Here is a 259-nt window from a genome sequence, read left to right on the forward strand (position 1 = left end):
GAACTCGGCCATCTGCTCGGCGACGCGCGGGGCGAGCGCGTACTCGGTGCGGTTCATGATGCGGGCGACCCAGAAGCACAGCAGGCCCAGGACGGCGCAGATGGGCAGCGCGATCGCCGTGACGAGCCCGAGGTCGGCCCCGAAGACCCCGGCGCCGGCCACGATGCCCGGGTGCGGGGGCACCGAGACGTGGACGGCCAGCATGAGGCCGAACATCGGGAGGCCGAACACGATCGGTCGCACGCCCGCGATCTTGCTG

1 protein-coding gene is annotated in these 259 nt (G+C 72.2%); it reads right to left on the reverse strand.

Annotated features, from left to right (window positions below; translation table 11 throughout):
- On the reverse strand, positions 1-259 hold a 259-nt coding region (locus ACZ3HH_RS30605), incomplete at both ends, for a GntT/GntP/DsdX family permease (protein WP_465810411.1).

It is taken from the genome of Pseudomonas sp. PME37.24/025 (assembly GCF_055556615.1).